Source organism: Caulobacter sp. LARHSG274 (assembly GCF_052871235.1).
This window is the reverse complement of sequence record NZ_JBIXJO010000007.1, coordinates 115,301-137,799: the sequence shown is the minus strand read 5'-3', so window position 1 is coordinate 137,799 and position 22,499 is coordinate 115,301. Positions and strand designations below refer to the sequence as shown.

General features: G+C 69.3%; 19 protein-coding genes and 1 tRNA gene. 10 read left to right on the top strand and 10 right to left on the bottom strand.

The annotated features are described in order from the left end of the window. Window positions 1-3 precede the first annotated feature (3 nt). Complete coding sequence (gene nagA / locus ACIPQB_RS14300; RefSeq protein ID WP_446485905.1) at window positions 4-1,137, bottom strand: N-acetylglucosamine-6-phosphate deacetylase; 1,134 nt, start codon at window positions 1,135-1,137, stop codon at window positions 4-6. Window positions 1,138-1,175: 38 nt separating this feature from the next. Further along, on the bottom strand, window positions 1,176-1,919 hold the full coding sequence (locus tag ACIPQB_RS14295; protein WP_446485962.1) for a GntR family transcriptional regulator: 744 nt from the start codon (window positions 1,917-1,919) through the stop codon (window positions 1,176-1,178). A gap of 258 nt (window positions 1,920-2,177) precedes the next feature. Between ACIPQB_RS14295 and ACIPQB_RS14290 the strand changes: the two genes are divergently transcribed. Together ACIPQB_RS14290 and ACIPQB_RS14285 are read left to right on the top strand one after the other, a co-directional pair. Beyond that, on the top strand, window positions 2,178-4,934 hold the full coding sequence (locus ACIPQB_RS14290; protein ID WP_446485904.1) for a TonB-dependent receptor: 2,757 nt from the start codon (window positions 2,178-2,180) through the stop codon (window positions 4,932-4,934). Window positions 4,935-5,055: 121 nt separating this feature from the next. Further along, a complete protein-coding gene (locus tag ACIPQB_RS14285; protein ID WP_446485903.1) occupies window positions 5,056-7,377 on the top strand; it encodes a family 20 glycosylhydrolase in 2,322 nt (773 codons plus the stop codon). A gap of 62 nt (window positions 7,378-7,439) precedes the next feature. On the opposite strand, the gene ACIPQB_RS14280 is transcribed toward ACIPQB_RS14285, so the two are convergent. Continuing rightward, on the bottom strand, window positions 7,440-9,164 hold the full coding sequence (locus ACIPQB_RS14280; protein WP_446485902.1) for an alpha-glucosidase: 1,725 nt from the start codon (window positions 9,162-9,164) through the stop codon (window positions 7,440-7,442). A gap of 76 nt (window positions 9,165-9,240) precedes the next feature. Further along, window positions 9,241-10,392, bottom strand: coding sequence for an L-rhamnose/proton symporter RhaT (gene rhaT, locus ACIPQB_RS14275; protein ID WP_446485901.1), 1,152 nt, complete (start codon window positions 10,390-10,392; stop codon window positions 9,241-9,243). A gap of 194 nt (window positions 10,393-10,586) precedes the next feature. Here rhaT and ACIPQB_RS14270 point away from each other — a divergent pair, with 194 nt between their 5' ends. From ACIPQB_RS14270 to ACIPQB_RS14245, 6 genes are all read left to right on the top strand, one after another. Beyond that, on the top strand, window positions 10,587-11,237 hold the full coding sequence (locus ACIPQB_RS14270; protein ID WP_446485900.1) for a LamG domain-containing protein: 651 nt from the start codon (window positions 10,587-10,589) through the stop codon (window positions 11,235-11,237). A gap of 79 nt (window positions 11,238-11,316) precedes the next feature. Beyond that, window positions 11,317-12,513 carry a DUF4331 family protein gene (locus ACIPQB_RS14265; protein WP_446485899.1) on the top strand — a complete coding sequence of 399 codons (1,197 nt, stop codon included), beginning with the start codon at window positions 11,317-11,319 and terminating at the stop codon, window positions 12,511-12,513. A 42-nt stretch (window positions 12,514-12,555) separates the two neighbouring features. Then, window positions 12,556-13,449 carry a DUF4198 domain-containing protein gene (locus tag ACIPQB_RS14260; RefSeq protein ID WP_446485898.1) on the top strand — a complete coding sequence of 298 codons (894 nt, stop codon included), beginning with the start codon at window positions 12,556-12,558 and terminating at the stop codon, window positions 13,447-13,449. Window positions 13,450-13,465: 16 nt separating this feature from the next. Next, window positions 13,466-13,618: a hypothetical protein gene (locus ACIPQB_RS14255; protein ID WP_446485897.1), complete on the top strand. Its 153-nt coding sequence runs from the start codon at window positions 13,466-13,468 to the stop codon at window positions 13,616-13,618. Window positions 13,619-13,621: 3 nt separating this feature from the next. Continuing rightward, on the top strand, window positions 13,622-14,638 hold the full coding sequence (locus ACIPQB_RS14250) for an alpha/beta fold hydrolase (protein WP_446485896.1): 1,017 nt from the start codon (window positions 13,622-13,624) through the stop codon (window positions 14,636-14,638). 35 nt (window positions 14,639-14,673) lie between these two features. Further along, complete coding sequence (locus ACIPQB_RS14245; RefSeq protein ID WP_446485895.1) at window positions 14,674-15,507, top strand: helix-turn-helix domain-containing protein; 834 nt, start codon at window positions 14,674-14,676, stop codon at window positions 15,505-15,507. Between the two features lie 45 nt (window positions 15,508-15,552). On the opposite strand, the gene ACIPQB_RS14240 is transcribed toward ACIPQB_RS14245, so the two are convergent. From ACIPQB_RS14240 to ACIPQB_RS14220, 5 genes are all read right to left on the bottom strand, one after another. Beyond that, window positions 15,553-15,642 (bottom strand) — tRNA-Ser (locus tag ACIPQB_RS14240). A 120-nt stretch (window positions 15,643-15,762) separates the two neighbouring features. Then, window positions 15,763-16,194, bottom strand: coding sequence for a PaaI family thioesterase (locus ACIPQB_RS14235; protein WP_446485894.1), 432 nt, complete (start codon window positions 16,192-16,194; stop codon window positions 15,763-15,765). Between the two features lie 69 nt (window positions 16,195-16,263). Next, entirely contained in the window at window positions 16,264-17,106 is an 843-nt protein-coding gene (locus ACIPQB_RS14230) for an MBL fold metallo-hydrolase (RefSeq protein ID WP_446485893.1), read from the bottom strand. A 117-nt stretch (window positions 17,107-17,223) separates the two neighbouring features. Beyond that, entirely contained in the window at window positions 17,224-17,955 is a 732-nt protein-coding gene (locus ACIPQB_RS14225) for a hypothetical protein (protein ID WP_446485892.1), read from the bottom strand. Between the two features lie 93 nt (window positions 17,956-18,048). Then, window positions 18,049-19,053, bottom strand: coding sequence for an RluA family pseudouridine synthase (locus ACIPQB_RS14220; protein WP_446485961.1), 1,005 nt, complete (start codon window positions 19,051-19,053; stop codon window positions 18,049-18,051). A gap of 274 nt (window positions 19,054-19,327) precedes the next feature. Between ACIPQB_RS14220 and ACIPQB_RS14215 the strand changes: the two genes are divergently transcribed. After that, window positions 19,328-21,037, top strand: coding sequence for an alkaline phosphatase D family protein (locus tag ACIPQB_RS14215; RefSeq protein ID WP_446485891.1), 1,710 nt, complete (start codon window positions 19,328-19,330; stop codon window positions 21,035-21,037). 53 nt (window positions 21,038-21,090) lie between these two features. On the opposite strand, the gene ACIPQB_RS14210 is transcribed toward ACIPQB_RS14215, so the two are convergent. Further along, entirely contained in the window at window positions 21,091-21,756 is a 666-nt protein-coding gene (locus tag ACIPQB_RS14210; protein WP_446485890.1) for an O-methyltransferase, read from the bottom strand. A gap of 92 nt (window positions 21,757-21,848) precedes the next feature. Between ACIPQB_RS14210 and ACIPQB_RS14205 the strand changes: the two genes are divergently transcribed. Continuing rightward, window positions 21,849-22,487, top strand: a complete 639-nt coding sequence (locus ACIPQB_RS14205; RefSeq protein WP_446485889.1) for a TetR family transcriptional regulator — start codon at window positions 21,849-21,851, stop codon at window positions 22,485-22,487. The last annotated feature ends 12 nt before the right edge of the window (window positions 22,488-22,499 follow it).

Below are 22,499 nucleotides of genomic sequence, written 5' to 3'. Positions count from 1 at the left end.
AGATCAGGCCGCGCCGGCGATCCAGGTCTTCCGCACCTGCAGCTCATCGTCCAGCAGAACCAGGTCAGCGGCCTGGCCCGGAGCGATGGCGCCGCGCTCGTCCGCCAGGCCCAGGAAGGCGGCAGGCGCCTGCGAGGCGATCCCCACCGCCGCCTCCAACGACAGGCCCAGCATCGACATGGCGTTGCGCACCGCGCCGATCATGTCCAGGTCCGAGCCCGCCAGGGTGCCATGGTCGTCGATGCAGACGCCGTCGACCACGCGGATATGCCGGCCTTGCAGGTCGAAGCTCTTGTCGATCATGCCGACCGTCGGCATGGCGTCGGTCACCAGCATGAAGCGGTCCAGCGGCCGGGTCCGCAGGGCGATGCGTAGCACGGTCGGATCCACGTGACGGCCGTCGACGATGATGCCGCACCAGGCGGCCTGGCTTTCGAGGGCCGCGCCCACCACCCCCGGCTCGCGGCTGGTCAGCGGCGACATGGCGTTGAACAGGTGGGTGAAGCCGGTCAGGCCGGCGTTCAGCGCCTTGCGCACCGTGCCGTAGGCGGCGTTGGTATGGCCGGCGGCGACGATCACCCCGGCGCTCGTCAGCCGACGGACCATGTCCGGCGTCGTGGTTTCCGGGGCCAGGGTCACCAGGGTCTTGCCGCGCTTGAGCGAGCTCAACAGGGCGAGGGCCTGGTCATCGAGGACGCGGAACTTGCTCGGATCGTGGATGCCCTTGCGCTTGGCGTTGAGGAACGGGCCTTCGATGTGGACGCCCAGCACGCCGGGAACGCCCGCCGCAATGGCTTGCTCGGCGGCGCGCATGGCCTGGTCGACCACGGCCAGGTCGTCGCTGATCAGGGTCGGCAGGAAGCCGGTGGTGCCGTAGGGACGATGGGCCGCTCCAATGGCGGCGATGGCCTCCACGGTCGGCGAGTCGTTGAACAACACGCCGCCGCCGCCATTGACCTGGGTGTCGATGAAGCCGGGAACCAGCAGCCCGCCGCCCAGGTCGTGGCGCGGAGCGCCGGCGGGCGCTGCGGCGTCGTCGACGACATCGGCGATGCGGCCGTCGCGGACCACCACGGCCTTGCCGTCGACGATCCCGGTCGGCGTCAGGACGCGGCCATTAACAAGAATAAGCTGCATCAGACGGTTTCTGTGACCTTGTTGAGGTGTCGGATCGATCAGGACAGGGCGTTCAGTTCGGCGACGAAGTCGTAGGCGTCGCCGCGATAATAGGACTGGGTCACCTCGACCACCCGTCCGTCCTTCAGGAAGCCCCGGCGCTCGATCAGCAGGCCGGCGTCCTTGGCGGGCACGCCCAGCAGGTCCGCGTGCTCGGCGGTGAACAGCACCGCGCGCAGGCGCTGCAGGGCCCGGGCGGGGCGGTGGCCGGTCCGCTCCAGCGCCTCGTAGAGCGAGGCCTGGACGGAGTCGGCCGAGGGCAGGGCGTAGGCGGGAATGGTGGAATATTCCACGGCCATCGGCGCGCCGTCGGCATAGCGGATCCGGTTGAAGCGATAGACCGGGGTGCCGGGCGACAGGCCGAGAGTCAGCGACTCCTCCGGCGTGACCGTGCCCTGGTTCTTGCTGATCCATTCGCTGCGCGGCGCCCGCCCGCGCGAGATCATGTCCTCGGTGAAGGACGAGAGCTTGGAGAAGCTCTTCTCCACCCGGGCGGCGACGAAGGTGCCCGCGCCCTGGCGACGGGTCAGCAGGCCCTCGCTGACCAGGCCGTCCAGGGCCTTGCGCACGGTGATCCGCGAAATGCTGAACTCCTCGGCCAGGTCGCGTTCGGCCGGCAGGGCGTCGTCGGGCGAGAGGATCTTCTTCTGGATGGCGTCGCGCAGGGCGCGCTGCAGTTGCCTGTAGAGCGGGGCGTGGTCCTGGCCGTGTCCTTCCAGTCCCCCGATCTTGTCAGAAAACATCGTCAACGCCGCATCCTCCGCGCAAAAGCGCGCCACCCCGTGGTCATTGGAGTAGCACGTGACCATTTCAGTACCAATAAGATCTTGGTCCGCAATTGGTTCTTTTTTGGCCTTGTCATCCGATAAATTTTCGTCACAGTCGCCTTCCGAGGCCCGGGAGGTACCACGTTCGGCGAACGACCGCCAAGAATTGGTATCGGATTGGGCTTGGGGTCGGCTCCGAGCCCAAGGGTTCGGCAAAAGGGGAGAAGCCGAGTTATGAATCGCTTTCACAAGACCATTCTGACCGCGTCGGCCAGCGCGCTGGCGGTCATGGCGGCCGCGCCCGCCTTCGCGCAGACCGCGGCGCCGGACGCTGTCGAGGAGGTTGTCGTCACCGGCATCCGCGCCTCGCTGCAACAATCGATCGAGTCCAAGCGCAAGGCCGACGCCATTATCGACGTGGTCACCGCCGAGGACGTCGGCAAGTTTCCGAGCAGCAACGTCGCCGAGGCCCTGACCATCGTCCCGGGGGTCACCGTCGACCGCCAGTTCGGCCAAGGCGAGAAGGTCAGCATCCTGGGCACCGACCCGGCGCTGAACCGCACCCTGCTCAACGGCCAGACCGTGGCTTCGTCCGACTGGTTCATCCTTGACCAGCCGGGCCGTACCTTCAACTACGCTCTTCTGGCGCCGCAGATCGTCGGCAAGGTCGAGGTCTACAAGTCGCCCGAGCCGCGCATCGACGAAGGCAGCATCGGCGGCACGGTGATCGTCAACACCCGCCGGCCGCTGGACCTGAAGAGCCCGACGATCTCCGGCGCGCTCAGCTACCTCTATAACGACCGCTCCAAGAAGTCGGACCCGCAAGCCTCGGCCCTGCTCAGCTGGAAGAATGACGCCCAGACCTTCGGCGTCATCCTGTCGGCTCAGCACGCCAAGGACCAACTGCGCCGCGACGGCATCGAGTCGTACGGCACCATTCCGGCCAGCTATTACAACGGCGGCAATCCGGAAAATCCGGTCAGCTCGATCGCCAACGGCAATTGCACCGGAACCTGCGCCGCCACCCTGGCGGCCAATCCGAACGCCCGTGGCGTCAACTCGCTGTCGGCCTCCTATTTCGAGCAGGGCCGGGTGCGCGACAGCTACACCGCCGCCCTGCAATGGAAGCCGAGCGACGCTCTCGAGCTGAACTTCGACTGGCTGAAGATCAAGGCGACCTACGACAACACCAACCAGTCGCTGTTCGCCTTTCAGGGCAACACCTGGAACAGCCTGGGCGCGCTGACCGACGTCACCATCCAGGACAATGTCATCCGCAAGGCCTCGTTCAAGCACGCCCTGAGCGTGCTGGACGTGCAATATCGCGAAGCCGAGCTGAACTCCGACAGCTACCATCTGAACGGCAAGTGGACCGCCGACAAGTTCGATATCTCGGGCGACGTCGGCTATTCCAAGGCCGACGGCGGCACCAAGAAGCAGCTGTACGGCGAATTCCTGAACTGGGCCGACTACACCGTCGACTTCACCGGCACGCCGGGCGCTCCGGGCGTCCTGACCTACACCAACCCGACCGCGGACGGGAACCCGCTGGCCGACGCCTCGAAGTTCTCGTTCGACGGCGGCTGGGGCGCGGGCGATCCGTCGGTCCCCGGCGCGCCGGGCTATAACGCCGGCTGGGGCGGCAACATCGTTTCCAAGCCGACCACCGACAAGGAAACCTACGCCCAGGTCGACGCCGGCTACGATTTCGACGGCGTGATCAAGCGCGTGCAGGTCGGCTACAAGTACCGTGAACACGAGACGACCCAGGCGATGTCGGGCGTCACCGTCTCCGTGTACGGCAACCCCGCCTCGGCGTCGCAGTTCAGCCCGTCGATCGTGCCCAGCAACTATCTGAAGGGCTTCGATGGCGTGAACAGCCAGATGGAAGGCCGCTTCAAGATCGATGGCGAGGCCCTGGCCAACTACATCGAGAGCGGCGGCTATCTGCGTCCGTGGCAGGCCAAGCCGGTGCCGTCGATGTTCGCCAACGCCGAGTTCACGGCCCAGAACTGGGGCATCAAGGAAGACATCCACGCCCTCTACGGCCAGGCCAACTTCGAGGCTGAGAACGTGCGCGGAAACTTCGGCATGCGCTACGTGCATACCGAGTCCGACAGCGGCGGCTATGTCTGCGTCAACCAGACCGCCAGCGGCTGCGGCACGACCCAGGCCGACTGGGCCTGGAAGATCCAGACCAAGAAATATGACAACTTCCTGCCCAGCGTGAACGTCATCGTCGATGTCACGAACGACCTGATCTTCCGTTTCGCGGCGGCCTCGGTGATCTCGCGTCCGAACTATGCCGACATGTCGAACTACTTCTGGCTCTCCGACCAGATCCTGACGGGCGGCGGCGGCAATCCGGACCTGAACCCCTACAAGTCGAGCAATGTCGACGCGTCGGTGGAATGGTACTTCGCGCCCGAAGCCATCCTGTCGGCTGAAGTCTTCCACAAGGACATCAGCAACTACATCCTGCAGAAGTCGGTCGCCGAGCAGCACTTCAACCAGGCGCGCAACGCGGTCACCACCTACCAGATCAGCCGTCCGACCAATGCCGGCTCGGCCTCGGTCAAGGGCCTGTCGGTGGCCTATCAGCAGACCTATGCGCACGGCTTCGGCCTGCTGGCCAACTACACCTACGCCGACGGCAAGGCCGACGACGGCTCGCCGCTGCCCTACAACTCCAAGAACCAGATCAACGTCAGCCCGTTCTACGAAATGGGTCCGTTCTCGGCGCGGGTGACCTACAACTGGCGTTCGAAGTACTTCACGGGCCTGGACCGTGGCGACCAGATGTTCGTCCGGTCCTACAAGGGGCTGGACGCCACTGCCGGCTACGCCTTCAGCCAACAGGTCAACCTGTCGGTCTCAGCCATGAACCTGCTCGACAGCGAGTACTACGCCTACGCCAACACCACGACCCTGCCGCGCGGCGTCTACCGCACGGGCCGCAAGCTGCAGGCCACGCTGAGCGTCAACTTCTGACGACCGTCCGAGGCACGATCTCCTCCTGACTGCAAGCACGGAGCTGGGGCGGAGCGTTCAGGCGCTCCGCCCGCCTTTTTGCCGTCCGTTGACCGAGCACCCGTCTATGAGCCCGCTTTCGATGTCCTTCGCCAAGCTCACCGCCGCCGTGATGGTGTCTGTCGCCGGTCTGGCGCTCGCCACGGCCAGTTTCGCCGCCTCCGCCGTCATGGATGGCTCGGCTCTCGCCCTGACACCCGCCCCGGCCCATGCCGAGATCGGGCAGGGGACCTTCGCCCTGACCGTCCGGACGCGGATCTTCGTCGCTCCGGGGGATATCGAGGCCAGGGTCGTGGCCGGCCAGCTCGCCGATATGTTGTTCAAGGCCCGGCGCCTGCGCCCGACCATCGTGGCGGGCGCGCCTCCCGCCGGCGAATCCGCCATCGTCCTGGGGCGCGGGACGGGCAAGGCCTCAAGCGATAGTCTCGAAGCCTACGCCCTCGAGGTCGCCCCGACCGGCGTCACCGTCACCGCAACCAGCCGCGCGGGCCTGTTCTACGGCGCGGTCAGCGTCTGGCAGCTGGCGGTGCAGGACGCCGGCCAGGGTCCCGTCAGCCTGCCGGCCGTCGCGATCGTCGACAGTCCCCGCTTCGCCTGGCGCGGCCTGATGCTCGACAGCGCCCGCCATATCCAGAAGGTGGAGACGATCAAGGCGATTCTCGACGCTATGGCCGTCCACAAGCTCAACGTCCTGCACTGGCACCTGGTCGACGATCAGGGCTGGCGGCTGGAGATCCGAAAATATCCCCGGCTGACCGCGCAGGGCGCCTGGCGGACCCCGGCCGGGGCGGCGGGCCACGACGCCCGGACCGGCCGGACCGTCCGTTACGGCGGCTTCTACACCCAGGACCAGGTGCGGGACCTCGTCGCCTACGCCGCCGCGCGCGGGATCACCATCGTCCCCGAGATCGAGATGCCCGGCCACGCCCTGGCCTCCCTGGTGGCCTATCCGCAGCACGGCATGACCCCGGCCCCGCCGCGCGCGGCCATGGGCGACTGGGGCGTGTTTCCCTACCTCTACAATGTCGATGACCAGACGTTCGCCTTCCTCGACGACGTGCTCGACGACGTCATGGACCTGTTCCCGTCCGACTATATCCATGTCGGCGGCGACGAGGCGGTCAAGGACCAGTGGAAGGCCAGTCCCGCCGTCCAGGCAAGGATCCGGGAACTGGGGGTCCGGGACGAGCACGGCCTGCAAAGCTGGTTCATCCAGCGGATCGAAAGACACATCAACACCCGCGGCCGGCGGATGATCGGCTGGGACGAGATCCTCGAGGGCGGCCTGGCCCCCAATGCGGCCGTGATGTCCTGGCGGGGCGTCGACGGCGCGGTCGCCGCCGCCTCGCAAGGCCACGACGCGGTGCTGGCTCCCGACAGCACCCTCTATTTCGATCGCCGCCAGAGCGCCTCGCCCGACGAGCCGCCCGGCCGGATCAAGATCATCAGCCTCAGGAACGTCTACGACTTCGATGCCTCCCCCGCCGCCCTGACGCCGGCCCAGCGGGGCCACATCCTCGGGCTGGAGGCCACCGCCTTCACCGAACACATGCGCACAGACGCGCGCCTGCAGGCTATGATCTTCCCCCGGCTGATCGCCGTGGCCGAGAACGGCTGGACGCCGACCGATCGTCGTGATTGGCAGAGCTTCGCCGCCCGTCTGCCGGCGGCAACCGCCCGGCTGGACGTCCTGGGCGTCGGCTACGACACCGCGCCGTTCGAGCCCCAGGCGAGCCTCGTCCGCGACGGGGCCGGCGATCATCTGGCCCTCGCCAACGGCCTGGACCTCGGCCAGATCCGCTACACGCTGGACGGCAAGGCCCCGACCATGGCCTCGCCGCCCTATGACGGACCGATCCGGGCCCCAGTCGCCGCCGCCTTGCGGGCCGCGACCTTCCTGGACGGCAAGCCCTTGGGCCGGGTCCGCGCCTATTCCCCGTCCGCTCTGGCGACGACCCGGGTCAGCCAACAGCTCGAGCTCTGCAGCGACGGGATCAACCTGTCGCTGGAGGATGACGCCCCGCGCGACGGACAGCGCGCGGTGTTCGCGGTCGATCTGATGAATCCCTGCTGGATCTGGCGGGACGCCGACCTTTCGACCGGCTTGGTGCTGACCGCGCGCATCGGCCAGGTTCCCTTCAACTTCCAGATCGGCGCGGACAGGGCCAAGATCCGCCTGCGGCCGCCCGCCACCTCGCAGGGTGAGCTGGAGGTCCGTGTCGACGGCTGCGAGGGAGAGAAGATCGCCGTCCTGCCGCTCGGCGACGCCGGCCGGCGATCGGGCCTCTCGACCTTGACGGCGACGATCCCGAGGATGGGCGGCCGTCATGACCTGTGTTTTGGCTTTACGGCGACGAGCGTCGATCCGACCTGGGTGATCGACCAGATCACACTCCAGCCGTAGGAGCCTCGTGCTCCAACTCGTCCTCGGACCTGCGGGCCTTCTTCAAGGCGTAGGCGCCGGCGTCAGGGGACATCGCGGACGGCGAGGATCGCCGCCGTCCAGCCTTCCAGCCCCACGACCTGCCCAACGACTTCCGCCTGGCCGAAAGCGAGGCCGTCGACCGCCAGGCCGTCGGGCGGGCGGTAGCGCACCGCCGCGCGCCCGAAGTTCAGCACCACCAGCAACCCCTCGCCGCGGCGATAGACGAAGACCTGGTCGTGGTCGGGATCGAGGTCCTGGTACATCCCGCACCGCAGGTCGGCCGAGCCGCGCCGCCAGGCGATCAGGGCGCGGCACCAGTTGAGCGCCGAGTCCGGCCGGGCCGCCTGGTCTTCGGCGTTGATCGTCTGGGCGTTGGGATTGACCGCCAGCCAGGGCCGGCCCGTCGTGAAGCCGCCGTTCGGCCCGGCCGTCCACTGCATCGGCGTGCGGGCGTTGTCGCGGCCCATGGCCCGGGCGTGGGCCAGGTATTCCGCCTCGGACACCCGCCCGGCCAGGTCGCGCCAGCGGCCGGCCACCTCCAGGTCGTCGAAGTCGTCCAGGGTCCGGAACGGATAGTTGGTCATGCCCAGTTCTTCGCCCTGGTAGAGAAAGGGCGTGCCGCGCTGGGTCAGGATCAGGGTCAGCAGCACCTTGGCCGAGCGCTCGACCCAGGCCGGATCGTCGTCGCCGAAATGCGACACCGAACGCGGATTGTCGTGGTTGGACAGGAACACCGTGTTCCAGCCGAACGGCCCGGTCGCCGCGTCGAGTTCGCTGAACAGGGCCTTGAGCCGGGGCAGGGTCCAGGCGGTCTTGCGCCAGCCGTCGATGTCCATGCGCACGATGTCGAAATTGATCACCAGGTCGAGCTCGCCGCGTCGGCTGTCGATCAGGTCGCGGGCCGCGTCTGGCCTCACCCCGAACGCCTCGCCGACCGCCAGGGCGTCGTACGGGGCCAGCACCTGGCGGCGCATGTCCTGCAGATGGTCGTGCAGCCGTGGGCCCGAGGCGTAGACGAATTGCGGGGCCTTCAACTGCTCGGGCGTCAGGTCCGGCAGGCCGGGTTGCTTGGCGATGAACGGGATGACGTCCATCCGGAACCCTGATACGCCCTTGTCGAGCCAGAACCGCATGATCGCCTGGACCTCGGCCCGGACCGCCGGGTTTTCCCAGTTGAGGTCAGGCTGCTTGGCCGCGAAATAGTGCAGGTAATATTGGCCGGTCGCCGGATCCAAGGTCCAGGCCGGGCCGCCGAAGAAGGCGGGATAGTTGTTGGGCGGGCCGCCGTCCCGACCGTCGCGCCAGATGTAGAAGTCGCGCCAGGGATTGTCGCGGCTCTTGCGGCTCTCGACGAACCAGGCGTGCTCGTCGCTGGTGTGGTTGACCACCAGGTCGATGATCAGCCGGATGCCGCGGGCGGTCATCCCCGCCAGCATGGCGTCGAAATCGGCCATGGTGCCGAACTGCGCCATCACCTTGCGGTAGTCGCGGATGTCGTAGCCGTTGTCGGCGTTGGGGCTGTCGAAGTGCGGCGACAGCCAGACGACGTCGACGCCCAGGGCCTGCAGATAGTCGAGCTTGGCGGTGATCCCCGGCAGGTCGCCGATCCCGTCGCCGTCGCTGTCCAGGAACGAGCGCGGATAGATCTGGTAGACGACGGCGTCCTTCCACCAAGGGCGGGCGGCGGCGGCCTCGTCGGACAGGACCACCGATCCCGGCATGCCCAGCGCCGACCCGGCCAGCGGCTCCCGATCATCATGGCTCACGAAACGACTCCTTCGACCGGACGCGGCGGGACGCTACCCCGGCAAGGCCGGTTCGTCGCGCGGCTTGTCGATCGTTTTAGGCCGCGCCGATGCGGTTGCCGTAGCCGATGATCACGGTGGCCAGGACCAGCAGGCCGACACCGGTCCAGACCAGGGCGCGCACGCCGGGCCGGGCGTCTTTCCATTCGCGGAAGGCGAAGCCCCACAGCGTGCCGAAGATGATGATCGAGGCCATGTGCAGGGTCCAGCTGGAGAAGCCGAACCGGCCCATCTGGCTTTCGCCCATCGTGTAGAAGAAGAACTGGAAGTACCAGGCCGTGCCGGCCAGGGCGCACAGCAGGTAGTTGGCCAACAGCGGCGGGCGGCCGGTCGCAGCCGGCGCCTCGGCCAGCCGTCCGGGCTCGACGGGGGCGGGGTGCTCGGCGTCGGTCGACTGGCTGGCCGGCGCATGTTCGGCGGCGCTGGACCCGCCGAGCCACTGGCCGACGCTCCGATTGCGGACGATCAGCCAGGCGCACCAGACGCCGTTGGTCAGCAGGCCGCCGAACATCACCAGGCAGAGCACCGGCAGGCCGGTCCACAGCGGTCCCGTCCCGGCCGTCGCCGAGATCGCCTTGATCGGCTCGCCGGCGGCCAGGCCGAAGGCGAAGCAGCTGGACATGATCCCCGAGAACACCGCAACGGCGATCCCCTTCCTGAAGTCGAACTCGGCGATCGCCGCCTTCTTGGCGTCTTCGGACAGCGCCGCATCCTTGCGGGCGCCGGCCAGGGCCACGACGACGATCCCGGCCAGGGTGACGCCCAGCCCCAACAGGATGATCTGGCCCGAGGCCGTGCCCAGCAGCTTCTCGCCGAAGTCGCCCTGGACGATCGGCGGGATCAGGGTGCCGAACACCGTGCACAGGCCCAGCACCACGGCCATGCCCAGCGACAGGCCCAGATAGCGCATGGTCAGACCGTAGGTCAGGCCGCCGAAGCCCCAGAGCACGCCGAACAGCACGCACAGGCCGGCGATGCGGTCCGGCGTCTGGGCCATCACCCCCAGCAGGTCGCGGGTCTGGACGGCGGCGAAGAACCACGGCGCGATCAGCCAGGAGAACAGGCCCCCGGTCAGCCAGAAGATCTCCCAGGACCAGCGGCGCACGCCGCGATAGGGCACGTAGAAGCTGGCCGAGGCCAGGCCGCCCATCCAGTGGAAGAGGACGCCGAGAAGGGGATTGGGGGTCATGGCCGGGTCCGGGCTGCGCAAGACGGCTTGCGATGGACTTTCATATTATGAGAGTTATTCCTATAGAATGGAACTCTTCGTGTCACCTCAAACATGCCAATATCCACCGAACGGTCGTGGAGGAGATTGGCGTGACGGACGGTTGGAAACGGCGAGAAGTCCTCGCGGGGGCTGGCGCGACGGCCGTCGGCTTGATGGCGGGCCGAACCGGCGAGGCCAAGCCGGCGAAGCGCCGCGGCCAGACTCTGTGGACCTTCGACCGCCTTGTCGACATCGGCGGAGCGCCGACCCAGGTCGAAGGCGCGCCGAAGCTGGTCGACTCGCCTTGGGGGCAGGCAGTCCAGTTCGACGGCGTGGGGGATCGGCTGCTGATCGACAGGCATCCCCTGGCCGGCGCGGCGGCCTTCACCTTCGAGGCCGTGTTCCGGCCCGACGGCGGCGCCCAGGCCCAGCGCTGGTTTCACCTGGCCGAGGACCCGCCGCTCGATCCGAGCGCCCCCGCTACGCGGCTGATGTTCGAAATCCGCGTCTTTGGCGACCAATGGTGCCTGGACGCCTTCGCCAACGGGCCCGGCTACAAGCAGACCCTGATCTTCCCCGACAAGCTGTTCCCGGTCGGCCGCTGGCATCACGTCGCCCAGACCTGTGACGGTGCGACCTATCGGTCCTATGTCGACGGCCAGTTGCAGGGCGAGGCCGCCATCGCCTTCAAGCCGCAGGGGCCAGGCCGCGCGTCCGTCGGGGCGCGGATGAACCGGGTCGACTATTTCAAGGGCGCGATCCGCGAAGCCCGCTTCACGCCCCGGGCCCTGGCGCCGGACGCCTTCCACAGGCCGCGCCGCTAGCCGATCGCTAAAGAATCCGACAGCGCCGATCGCGCGTCCAGGGCTTCTGCTCGGGACCGCTCACTGACTGTCGGATCCCATGCGCCACGCCCTTCCCATCCTCGCCGCCCTGGCCGCGTTCGGCCTTTCAACCGCCGCCCAGGCTTCCGATCACCTGGATACGCCCAGCGTGATCGCCGACCCTCGCGCCGACATCGGCGACCTCTACGCCTGGACCTCGCCCGACGGCCGCCGGCTGAACCTCGCGCTGCCCATCGTCGGCCACGGGTTCTCCGATCGGCTGACCTACGCCATCCATATCGACAGCGGCCCCCGGTTCGGCGTCACGCCGTCCAGCATCACCCTGGCCTGCCGCTTCCCCGAGCCTGGTCGGATCGATTGCCGGCTCGGCGATATCGACGCCGCCTCCGGCCCGGCCGACGATCCCGCCGGCCTGGTCAGTCGGAAGGGCCGGTTCCGCGTGTTCGCCGGCCTGCGGGATGATCCGTTCTTCAACAATGTGCGCGGCACGCGGGCCGCCTATGACGTGGCGGCCAAGGCCCTGGCCAGCGGCGCGCCGGTCGATCCGGCCGGATGTCCCGCCTTCGACGCCGCCACGGTGGCGGCGATCCGCGACCGTTGGGGCCACACCGACGGCGGCCCGGCCCGCAACTTCCTGGCCGGCTGGACCCCGGCCACGATCGTCGTCGAGGTCGACCTTGCCGCCGTCGCCCGGGGCGGGCCGTTGCTGGCGGTGTGGGCCAGCACGCGCTCGGCCGAGCGCCAGGTCGACCGCATGGGGCGGCCGCTGACCGGCAACGCCCTGCTGGGCACAATCGCGGCCGAGGCCGAAAGCGACCGGCTGAAGGAGGCCTACAACGCCGCCACGCCGGCGACCGGCCAGCCCTTCGCCGCCGAAATCGAAAAGGCCCTGGGACTCTACGACGCCTTCAACGGCCGCTGCGGCGACCAGCTGCTGGCCGGTCCGCGCGCCGAGCCGGGTCGCTATCACGCCCTCGCCGCTCTGCTGGCCGACGACCGTCTTTGGGTCAACAGCGCCGCGCGCACCTGCGCCCGGTTGCTGGCCGTCGAACAGGCCGTCCTGGCTGGTCGATCGGCGCTGGCCGGCGACTGCGGCGGTCGCGCGCCCAGCTACAGCGCCGTCAACGTCTATCGCTCGCAGTTGGTCGACGGAACCGACACCGGCGTCAGCGACGGCGTCGAGCGCGACGAGCAGCCCGTTTCCGACGCCGTCTTCCCGTTCCTGGCGCCGCCGCCGGTCGCGGCCAAGCCGTGAGCCGGAGTCTCTCATATGCCCCCGACTACATCAGGAGCCGACATGCGCTTTAGAATCCGCACCGTCTTGACGGCGCTCGCCCTGGTCAGCCTGACCGCCGCGCCCGCCGCCGCCCATGATTTCTGGGTCCAGCCGCAAACCTACTGGCCGGGACCCGGCGCGACCACCTCGCTGAGCCTGCAGGTCGGCCACGCCGGCGAGCGCCAGCGCTCGGCGATCCGCCGGGCGCGGATCACCAGCGCCTTCGTGCAGGCTCCGGACGGCAGGCGGCTCGACCTGGGCGAGGCGCTGCATCCCGGCGGCGCCGATGACGGCGACCTTCGCCTGACCGCCCCGGGACTGCACGTGCTGGCGCTGGAGACCGACACCCGCGCCCAGAGCCACCAACCGGCCGCCCGCTTCAACGCCTATCTGGTCGACGAGGGCCTGACCCCGGCGATCGAAGCGCGGCGGCGGCTCGGCCGGACCGGGGTCGACGGCGCCGAGCGCTACGGCCGGATCTCGAAGGCGCTGATCCAGGTGGGTCCCGTCGACCCCGCCGCGCAGCGACAGGCGTTGCAGCCCCTCGGCCTGGCGCTGGAGATCGTGCCGGAGCGCTCGCCCTATGCCGGCCATGCCGCCGATCTGCCCGTGCGGGTGTTCTACCAGGGGCGTCCGCTGGCCGGCGCTCTGGTCAAGCTGACCGACCTGGCCCACGACGCCGAGCCGGTCGAGCGCCATCGCACCGACGCCGCCGGCCGCGCCCGGTTCTCGATGCCGTCGCGCGGCGCCTGGCTACTGAACGTGGTGTGGACCAGGCCCTTGCCGGCCTCCGAGGAGGTCGACTTCGAAACCCTGTTCTCCAGCCTCAGCTTCGGCTTTCCCGCCGAGCAGGTCGCTAAAGATCCTGACAGCGCCGCGCCGGGCGATCCGGTTCAATCCGTCCACGATCATTAGACCAGGGAGCACACCGATGGACGATAGAACCTGCGCCGCCTGCGACTGCGAACTTGAGACCGACATCATCACCGTCACCCTCGGCGGCCGGGCCGTCGAGGTCTGCTGCCAGGACTGCGCCCTGCTGCTGGGTGAGGCCCAGGCGGCCATCGCCGGCTCGGAGGCCTGAGCGATGACCCGATCCGTCCAGCCCCGATCCGGCGACCTCGACCGCCGCCGCTGGCTCGCCGCCGCCGGCGGCCTGGCCGCCTTCATCGCGATGGGTGGCGCCGCCCGCGCGCTCGATCTGTCCGACGCCGAGGCCGACGCAGCCGCGGCCCGGCGCCATGACCGCGAGCGCCGCTTCGCGCCGACCCGCTTCGGGCGCGTCGCCCATATCGACCGCGGCCAGGGCCCGGCCGCCCTGTTCCTGCACGGCTTTCCGCTGAGCAGCTTCCAGTGGCGCGGGGCCATCGACCGGCTGAGCGACGTGCGCCGCTGCCTGGCCCCCGACTTCATGGCCCTGGGCCGTACCGAGGTCGCGCCCGGCCAGGGCGTGACGCCGCAGGATCAGGTCGCGATGCTGGCGGCTTTCCTCGACGTGCTGTCGGTCGACAGCGTCGATCTGGTCGCCAATGACAGCGGCGGGGCGGTGGCCCAGCTCTTCGCTCTCCGCTATCCGCGCCGTGTACGGACGATATTATTGACCAATTGCGACGTCGAGCCCGACAGCCCCCCGGCCGCCCTGCAGCCGGTGTTCGAACTGGCCTATGCCGGGATCTGGCCGGACGCCTGGCTCGAACCCTGGCTGAAGGACAAGGCCAAGGCCCGGGCGGCGGGCGGCCTGGGCGGCATGTGCTTTTCCAATCCGGCCCATCCCACCGACGCGGCGATCGAGCAGTATCTCGGCCCGATCCTGTCGTCGCTGGAGCGCAAGGACCTGGCCAATCGCTACGCCCTGGGCCTGAAGCCCAATCCCTTGGCGGGGACCGAGACCGGACTGCGTGATTGCGCCATTCCCACCCGCATCGTCTGGGGCATGAGCGACACCATCTTCTCGACGGCCAATCCCGACTATCTGGCCCGGCTGATGCCGAGGGTTGAGGGCGTCCGGCGCATCGCCGAAGCGAAACTGTTCTTTCCCGAGGAATATCCGGATATCATCGCCGAGGAAGCGCGTCGGCTGTGGCGGGAAGGGCCCGTCGCCTGATGGAGCCGTGCGCCAGCAGGAGCCCGTCGCCAGCGATGAGCGAATATGCCGTCGAACAGCTGCTCGCCACCCGGACGGTGTCGCTGTTCGACGTGGCCTGCGACGGCGCCTGCCGCCACAAGAGCCCGGAGGAATGCGCCCAGGGCACCCACCTGGTCTTTCCCTATCGGGGCATCTTCGTCCATCACCTGGGCGAGCAGGAGGCTGTGGCCGAGCCGAACCAGGTGGTGTTCCTCAACACCGAGGAGGGCTTCCGCGTCAGCCATCCGGTGGGGGGCGGCGACGCCTGCCTGTCCCTGTCGCTCAGCGACGAGATGCTGGCCGAGCTCGCGCCCAAGGACCAGCTGCGCTGCCCCGGACCGGTCAGCTTCAGCCGCCAGAGGCGGGGCGTCGACCCGCGGGCCCAGGCGCTGGTGGCGCTGCTGCGCCATGGCCTGGGGCGCGGCGCCCTGGAGACCTTGGAGGCCGAGACCCTGGCCCTGACCCTGGTTCGTCGGGCGCTGGGCGAGCGGACCTCCCACGCTCCGGCCGCCAGCTTCGGCCGCCGCAAGCTGGTGGATCGCACCAAGCTGGCCCTGGCGACGGACCTGGGCCGCCGCTGGACCCTGGCCGAGATCGCCGCCGAGATCGGCGTCTCGCCGGTCTACCTCACCCAGGTCTTCCAGCAGGTGGAGGGCGTGCCGCTCTATCGCTACCAGCTGCGGCTGCGCCTGGCCCGGGCGTTGGACCTCCTAGGCCGCTGTGAAGACCTTACCGGCCTGGCCCTCGACCTCGGCTTCTCCAGCCACAGCCACTTCAGCGCCGCCTTCCGCCAGGCGTTCGACCGCACCCCCGCCGAATTCCAGCGCACGGTGCGAGTGCGGCGGTAATCGCCGCGTCAGGCGCGTTGCAACTACGGACTAGGATGTAGGTAATGGCGGAGAGGGTGGGATTCGAACCCACGGTGCCCTTCCAGGCACGCCGCATTTCGAGTGCGGTACATTCGACCACTCTGCCACCTCTCCAGGGGGTCTTCAGGGGCCGCCCGTGGGCGTGCCTTGAGTGAGGGCGGGATACCTAGCGGCGTCGCCGAAAGAGTGCAAGGGCTTGTGACAAGCTTTTGTGTCGCGGGGCGGCCTTCGTGGCTAGGCCTTCGGATAGAGGACCATCTGGGTGCAGCGGAACAGGGCGATGGTCTTGCCGGTGGCCTCTGCCGTGACGACGGCGTCCCAGACCTGGGTGGCGCGGCCGGCGTGGACCAGGCTGGCTTCGCAGGCGACGCCGGCCCCTTCGCGCGCCGTGCCCAGGAAGTTGGACTTCAGCTCGATGGTGGTGAAGCCGCTAGCGCCGTCGGGCAGAGAGACCACGCAGCCATAGCCGCAGGCGGAGTCGGCCAGGGCGATGACGCTGGCGGCGTGCAGGAAGCCGTTGGGGGCCATGTGGCGGCGGGCCACCGTCATGCGGCCGCGCACCCGGCCATGGACCGCCTCGCTCCACTCCAGGCCCAGCAGGCCGGGCAGGTTGTCGGCCTGGGCGATGGTCAGTTCGGCGCTCTTGTCGCCGGCGTCGGTGCTCATGGCGGGTCTCCTGATCCTTCGCGTACGAAGCATTAGGAGGTCAGGCCGGACGGCAAGGCAAGTCCGTTTTTAAAGCGTACTGATATCGACAGCCTGAAAGCGAAGGCCGGCGGCGTCGACAGGCGGCAGGCGACCGGCGCGGACGGCGACTTGCAGGGCCGGCGCCGTCAGCGGTCCGGGCGAGGTCAGAGCGCTGGCGCGGCGGGCCGCGAAAGCGGCGACCGGGACCGCGTCGCCGGCGTCGATATTGCCGACCCTCTGCTGGGCGACGGTGGTGTCCCAGGCCTCGGCCTCGGCGCCGACCTGGCCAAGCAGCAGCCGGGTTTGCGGCGGCAAGTCCAGCAGTCGGCGGGCGGCGGCGTGCAGGCCGGCGGCGTCAGCCCCGGGGACGTCGCTGTCGGCGAGGCCCTGGTCGGGCGGCAGGATGGCGCAGCCGGCGAAGACCACGTCGCCGATCTGGTAGGCCACGGCGCCGGGCAGACGGCCGGGCAGGGCGATGGCGGTGATCTCGATCCCGCCCATCGGCAGGGCCTCGCCGTCCTGGGCCAGCTTGTCGAAGTCCCAGCCCTGAAGGTCGACGCCGTCGGCGCCGAGCGCCGGCGTCAGGCGCTGCAGGCTGTCGAGCACGCCCGCCCCGATGCAGATCGAGGCGCCGGTCTCGTATTTCAGGTGGCCGGCCGCCGACAGGTGATCGGTATGGACGCCGGTTTCGAGAATCCAGGTCGGGCCCAGGTCGCGGGCCCGGACCTGGGCGACCATGGCGTCGACGAAGCCGGTGTCGACCGCCTGGGTCAGCGGATCATAGTCGAGGACCGGATCGACAAAGGCGCAGAGGAGGGTGGCCGGATCGACGATCAGATAGGTCACCCGCCCGGTGGCGGGGTGATGGAAAGCGGTAATTTCCGGCTGCATGCATACGTCCGATAGCGCCCAGAGCCTTGTCTCGGCCGGCACCTTGACTGCAAGCTCTTAAGTATCGGCGAACGCGGCGCCAGCGGCCCCGCCCGGAAGGCGAAGCGCCAGGCGGGGTCAGGGACGGTCAGCGGCGGCCGCACAGGCCCGGTCGCCGCGCATCTGGGTCACCCAGACCGGTTCGACATAACGGTCGCCGTCGCGGAAACCGGGCGCGCAGCCCTCGGGCGTGCCGGACTTGCCGCGGCCTCCGGTCATGTCCAGCGACAGGGCCACGGACTGCGACCGGCCGCCGCGCGCGCCCCAGCCGCCATAGCCGCCATAGTCGCCATAGTCACCGTAACCGCCATAGCCGAGCGGGTCGCCATAGCCGTAACCATACGCCCGGCCATGCTTGCCATAGTCGGTCTGGCTGACGGCGATCCCCAGCGTGCCGGTCTCGCCGACCGGGATCAGGGTCGAGGCGTAGGCGCTGCGATAGCCGCCGGTGCCGACGCTGACGCCCATCGAACCGTGGACCTGGCGCTTGGCGGTCTCGTCGGCGGGGCCGCTGGAATAGCCGACCGGCCCGTTGTCGACCCGCTCGATCGGCGGCGAGGCGGCCAGCCAGGCGGCGACCTGCTCCTGGGTGGTGACCGGCTTGGCGGCGCGGGCGGCGTCGGCCTGGACCTTGGCGTCCGCCTGGGCCTTGGCGAGTTCGGCCTCGGTCGGCGGCTTGGCGGCGCGGGCGGCGGTCGAGACGACCTCGTCGTCGGCCGCGTCGCGGGCCAAGGCGGCGGCGGGCAGGGCCAGCGGCGCGGCCAGCAGGATCAGGGCCAGCAGGGATCGGGCGGGGCGAAGGGCGAACATGGACATATCTCCGACCTCTGCATCATCGGCCCGGCCTGGAACCGAATTAGGGCCTGAATGTATCAGCGGCGCAAGGCGAAGCTGGGGATCGACTCACAGCGCTTCAAGGGCGGCTTCGAGCGCCGCCATGTCAGGGGGCAGGGGCGTCTCGAAGCGCAAGGACTGGCCGGTGACGGGATGGACGAAGCCGAGCACCGAGGCGTGCAGGGCCTGGCGGGAAAAGCCGATCGCCTGCAGGGCGGCCTTGATCGGAGCGGCCGGAGCGCCGGCGCCATAGACCGGGTCGCCCAGGCAGGGCGAGCCCTTGCTGGCCATGTGGACACGGATCTGGTGGGTGCGGCCGGTCTCCAGCCGGCAGGCGACGCGAGCCGCCAGCGGCTTGTCGGGCGGGCCGAACGGCTTCTCGACCCGATAGTGGGTGACGGCCTCGCGGCCGCCGGCCTTCAGCACCGCCATCTTCTTGCGGTCATGCGGCGAGCGCCCCAAGCGGGTTGCGATCGTCCCCACCGCCGGATGGGGCGCGCCGCGGGTCAGGGCGATATAGACGCGGTCGATGTCGTGGGTCGAAAACAGCGCCGACAGGCCCTGGTGGGCGGCGTCGGTCTTGGCCGCGACCATCACGCCCGAGGTCTCCTTGTCGAGCCGATGGACGATGCCCGGGCGGGCCACCCCGCCGATCCCCGACAGGCTGGCGCCGCAATGGAACAGCAGGGCGTTGACCAGGGTGCCGGTCTCGCAGCCGGGAGCCGGATGGGCGGCCATGCCGGCCGGCTTGTCGATGACGATCAGATGGGCGTCCTCGAACAGCACGGTCAGCGGAATGGCTTCGGGCAAGGGATCGGCGGCGACCGGCGGCGGCACGGTGACGAGGTAGACGCCGGCGACGGCCTTGGCCGAGCCGTCGGTGAGAATGCGGGGCTCGCGACCCTCGGCCAGCAGCGACACCTGGCAGGCCGCGATCAGGGCTTGCAGCCGGGCGCGCGACAGGTCCGGGGCTGCCGTGGCCAGGGCCTTGTCGAGGCGTAGACCGGCGAGGTCGCCGCCGATCTCGACGGGCCGCGTCTCGCCCGGCGGCGAGGACGGGCCGAGGTCTTCGATCTCATCTTCGGGCAGGTCGGAGAGCGGGTCCGAAGACGGGCCGGGCGGCTGGATCAAGGTGTCTTCGCGCTCCTGCTCGGTCGCTCGCCAACGGGATAGTCGATGCGTGGCCCGGGCGCCACCTTGCTGAGGGGTTCCGGATCGGGGCCCCTCTTTCCCCCGTTCGCTTTTCGCGGGGGACGAGCAGGCCTTGGCTGGACATCCGTCATGCTCCTGTTGTGTCCTGCGGCTAACGCAGACGGCCAAGCGACACCGCGCCTCGGGGAGAGCCATCATGACCATCGATCGACGCAGGGCCCTGGCCCTCCTCGGCCTGGGCGGCGCCAGCGCGGCCGGCGAAGCGGTGGCTGCGCCCAAGCGCGTGTCCCGGCGGCCGCCGGCGCGCTTCGCCCATGGCGCGGCCTCGGGCGATCCTCTGCATGACCGGGTGATCCTGTGGACCCGGGTCACCGCGCCGGACGCGGCCGGGCCGACGGCCGTGCGCTGGGAGGTGGCGACCGACCCCGGCTTCAAGACCATCGTCAAGCGCGGCCGCGCCAGCGCCCAGGCCGCGCGCGACCATACGATCAAGGTCGACGTGGTGGGGCTGAAGCCGGCGACCGACTATTTCTATCGCTTCCGGCTCGGCCCGACCGGCAAGGCGGCGGGGCCGACCGTGAGCGGCCGCACCCGCACCCTGCCCGTCGGATCGACTCGCGACGTGGTGCTGGCGGTGGTGTCGTGCAGCCTCTATCCGAACGGCTATTTCAACGCCTATGACGCGATCGCCAAGCTGCCCCGGGTTGATGCGGTGCTGCACCTGGGCGACTACATCTATGAATATGGCGCCGCGCCGGGCGACTACGGGATGAACGCGCCGACCGCCAAGACTAGGGTTCCCGACCCGCCGCGCGAGATCCTCAGCCTCGACGACTATCGCCGTCGCCACGCCCTGTACAAGACCGACCCCGCCCTGCAGGCCGCCCACGCCCGGGCGCCGTGGATCGTGGTCTGGGACGACCACGAGACCGCCGACAACAGCTGGACCGGCGGGGCCGAGAACCACCAGCCGGACACGGAGGGCGACTGGGCGACGCGCAAGGCCGCGGCGCTGAAGGCCTATTACGAGTGGATGCCGATCCGTGAAGCCGCGCCCGGCGCGCTGCCCGATGCGGCCTGGCGCCGGTTCCAGTTCGGCGACGTCGCCACCCTGCTGATGACCGAGACCCGGCTGACCGCCCGTTCGCGCCAGCTGGACTATGCGACTGACCTGCCGGTGGTCGACGGCAAGCCCGACGTGGCCGCCTTCACCGCCAAGTGGAAAGACCCGACCCGCCGGATGATGGGCGAGGGGCAGGAGCAGTGGCTGGCCCGCGAGGTCGACGCCTCGATGAAGGCGGCCAGCGCCTGGCAGGTGCTGGGCAACCAGGTGGTGATGGCCCGGGTCGCCAACGCCGACCTTCGGCAGGTGATGTCGCCGGCCCAGTACGACGCCCTGGCCGCGCGGCTGCCCGACTATGTCCGCACGCCGCTGGAGCGCGCCGCCGCCCTGTCGGCGTTCGACATCCCGTCCAATCTCGACGCCTGGGACGGCTATCCGGTCGACCGCGAGCGGGTCTACGACATCTTCAAGGCCAGCAAGGCCCGGCCGATCGTGCTGTCGGGCGACAGCCACATGTATTGGGCCAACGAGCTGTGGGACCAGGCCGGCGTCAAGCGGGTGGCGGCCGAGTTCGGCGTCACCTCGGTGACTTCGCCCGGCTATGGCGACTATCTGCCCGGCGTGCCGATCGGCGAGGCCTTCATGGCCCGCAACAAGGAGGTGAAATACCTCCACCCCAGCGCCAAGGGCTTCCTGCTGCTGACCCTGGAGCACGGTCGGGCGACGGGCGAGTTGATCGCGGTGTCGACGATCCAGGACCAGGCCTACCAGACCACCGTGCTCAAGCGCTTCGTGGTGACGCCGGACGCCGACGGCGGGGTCAAGGCGCTGGCCGAAGCCTGAGGTCCGAAGCGCGGCGCATCGCCGCCGCGCGTCGGACCTCGATCCCTACCGGTTCAGCCGATCCGCATGGACAGCTCGACGTCCCCGGCGAACGGCGTGGACAGGTAGCCTTCCGCCGGCGAGCGGACGCGCGCCAGGTATTCGGGACTGTAGTCGGCGTTGTCGGCGACGATCAGGGCGCCCGGCCGCAGACGGCTTTCCACCAGGTTCAGGATCTCGGGATAGAGGGCCTTGGCGCCGTCCAGCAGCAGCAGGTCGATGGTCTCGGGCAGGTCCACGGCCAGGGTCTTCAGGGCGTCGCCTTCGCGGAGCTCGACCAGGTCGATCAGGCCGCCGGACACCAGATTGCCGCGGGCTCGCTCGATCTTGGACGGCTCGAACTCGCTGGTGATCAGCACGCCGCCGCCGTTGTCGCGCAGGGCCGCGGCCAGGTAGAGGGTCGAGACGCCGAACGAGGTCCCGAACTCGACGATCGTGCGGGCCTCGCAGCCGCGGGCCAGCATGTAGAGCAGCAGGCCGGTCTCGCGGGACACGGGCAGCGGGAAGTCCTTCATCTGGCTGTAGAAGTCGAGATAGTCGGTCTTGCTCTGCATCAGGCGCCGACGCTGTTCGACCGACAGGGCCGCCGCCAGGGGACTGTTCATCGGCGAGGCGGCGTCGGCCTCCTCGAACAGACGATCCAGCAGGGGCGCCACCGGGGCGGTGGTCAGGGTGTTCATGGGAAATTCCGGTCTGAAAGGCGCGTCCTTGCGCCGCCTCGAAAAATGCGACTAATTCGTCAGATTGACTATTCGCATCGCCCCAGGCCCCGATGACCGATCGCCCAAGCCCCCGGATTTCCTCGCGAAAGCAGCCTCGCCAGGCGCGCTCGACGGAACTCGTCTCGGCCATGCTGGAGGCTGCTGTTCAGGTTTTGGCAAAGGAGGGCGCGGGCCGCTTCACCACCGCGCGGGTGGCCGAGAAGGCCGGGGTCAGCGTCGGCTCGGTCTATCAGTACTTCCCCAACAAGGCCGCGATCCTGTTCCGGCTGCAGAGCGACGAATGGCGCCAGACCACCCATCTGTTGCGCGCCATCCTCGAGGACGTTGACCGCCCGCCGTTCGAGCGGCTGCGCACCCTGGTCCACGCCTTCATCCGCTCCGAATGCGAGGAAGCTGAAATGCGCGTGGCGCTCAACGACGCCGCTCCCCTCTATCGCGACGCACCCGAGGCCCAGGACGCCAAGACGGCGGGCGCCGACATCGTCCAGGGTTTCCTGCGCGAGGTGCTGCCCGCAGCCCCGGAGACCCGACGGGTCCTGGCCGGCGACCTGATCAAGGCCACGCTCAGCCAGGTGGGCAAGGCGTTCTCGGAGACGCCGCGAACCGAGGCCGAGATCGTCGCCTACAGCGACGCCATGGTCGAAATGTTCCAGGCCTATCTGCGGGGGTTGGAATCCGGCGAGGCATGAACGCCTAGCGCC